The following is a 2,233-nucleotide window of genomic DNA, read 5'->3' on the forward strand; positions in this document are numbered from 1 at the left end:
AAGAGCTTGCGGTTTGAAAAAATCTATGAAATTCTTAGCTTAATGGCATTACCCTTGAGGGGAACGCCACGTAGTGGCAAAGGGTGTAGGAGGGTAAGCGGCGAAATGATACTCTATGCTGGTGTGACTGCCGACAAGCAGCCTTCTGGGAGGGAGATTTCTCGGCTCCGTTTCACTGGCTCCACGAAAATGTGATTCATACCGGTGCTTCCTATCGCTCGAAATGACGGGGGCACCGATGACACAAAGGCAAGACCCGTAACGCTGACTTTATATTGCGCCCATAGGGCGCCTCCACAACCCTCGGCGCCGCAGGCGCCGTCAAACCTAAGAACCTTCCGGCTAAAGGCCGGTCAATCTTAGGAACCCTTTATACCAAAAAAGCTCCCACAGCAGGGAGCTTTTTTGATTTCCATTTCCTATTCTTTCACCGCTTTGGCAGAATCCACTCTGGAGAGGAGGATGCCGATGATGAGTCCGGCAATGCAGAAGGAGACCCAGGAGAGGCCGTAGCCTGCCAGGGGCAGGGAGGCCATGAGGGTGTCCAGGCTTCCCAGGGGAAGGCCGGCGGTGTGGAGGCCGTCATAGAGGGAAGGGATGAGGGTGAAGAAGGTGGCGGCGCGGTAGACGCTGCGGTAGCCGCCGTAGAGGGAATGGGTGAAGGTAAGGATTACCAGGGAAATGGTGAGGGGGTAGAGGAACATGAGCACCGGAATGGCGGCTTTGATAATGGTGGTGAGTCCGAAGAGGGCGACGAAGAAGGAAACGATGGAGAAGGCCGATACCCACATGGTGTAGGAAAGGGAGGGAATGAGGCGGGAGAAGTATTCGCCGCAGGCGGTGATGAGTCCCACGCTGGTGGTGAGGCAGGCCAGGAGTACGATGACCCCCATGATGATACGGCCGTAGGAGCCGAAGTAGTAGCGGGCAGAGCCTACCAGTACACCGGCGCCGTTTTCCTGCATGCCCAGTTCGGTGACGGAGCTGGCACCCAGGACGCAGAGGAAGATGTAAATGATGCCCAGGCAGGCGCCGGCGATAAGGCCGCTTTTCAGGGTGGACAGGGCCACTTCTTCATTGGTTTCCGCGCCGTACTGGCGGACGGAATTGACTACGATAATGCCGAATACAAAGGCAGCCAGGGCGTCCATGGTGCCGTAGCCGTCCAGAAATCCCTGGGTCAGTGCTTTCAGGGTGTCCCGATAGCCGTCGGCCGCAGGCTGCCAGGGGCCCATGGGATGGACGGTGGAAGCAATGAAGAGGAGGGCCAGGAAGAGGAGAAGTACCGGCGTAATGACTTTGCCGATACGGCTCACCAGTTTATTGGGGCTTACGGAAAGCCACCAGGAGACGACGAAGAAAAGGAAGCAGAAAACGTAGAGGGCCATGGATTTCATGGCGCTTCCAAAGAAAGGGGCCACAGCGATTTCAAAAGAGGTGGTGGCGGTACGGGGGATGGCAAAGGCCGGTCCGATGGTGAGGTACAAAGCCACGGTGAAGAAAATGGCGTATTTCGGATGGATCCGGGAGGCCAGGGCCTGCAGGTCGCTGCCGGAGTAGCCGATGGCAGCCACCCCCAGAATGGGAAGGCCTACGCCGGTAATGAGGAAACCGATGGTGGCGGGAATGGTATTGACGCCGGAATTCTGCCCCATGAATACGGGAAATATCAGGTTGCCGGCGCCGAAGAATAGGGCAAAGAGCATGAGCCCGATGGGGATGAGGGAATTGGCTGATTTCTTCATGACATACACTCCTTTGAAAGAAAACTCACTGCCGGCGGGGATCAAAAAAGCCCTGCCGGAAAAAATCCGACAGGGCACAAATGCGTGAGGTACCACCTTGTCTAATACTCGATTGGGCTGTAACGGCGCCGCCGCTTGCTCCTGGTCATGGACTCGGAGAAGGACTCCCGGGTGACGCGGCTCGTTCGCTTCAGCAGCTCGCACCATCCGCTGCCTCTCTTGGAAGATTCCCCAGCCTGATTCCGGTCATTGTCTTGATATAAGTTTAGTATATTCTAGCATGAGGAAATTAGTAAGTCAAGGGAAAAGGGGCCGTTTTGCGGCCCCCGGGTTCAGAAGGTTCCCCGCCGGGGGCGGGCTGGTTCAGAGGGTTCAGAGGGGAAGTTCGACAGGCCCTGGCGGGCCTGAAGTTTAATGCGCCCTTACGGACGCAAGGGTTCTTAGGTTGTGCGCCAGTTCGGCGTGTATAGTATAGTCTGGTGAAAGTC

General features: G+C 56.6%; 1 protein-coding gene. It reads right to left on the minus strand.

What is annotated here, in order from left to right; all coding sequences use genetic code 11:
* Positions 1-419 precede the first annotated feature (419 nt).
* Positions 420-1,745: a branched-chain amino acid transport system II carrier protein gene (gene brnQ, locus Q0482_RS02855; RefSeq protein WP_299143136.1), complete on the minus strand. Its 1,326-nt coding sequence runs from the start codon at positions 1,743-1,745 to the stop codon at positions 420-422.
* Positions 1,746-2,233: the final 488 nt, after the last annotated feature.

The organism is uncultured Dialister sp., assembly GCF_937959425.1.
GTDB lineage: Bacteria > Bacillota > Negativicutes > Veillonellales > Dialisteraceae > Dialister.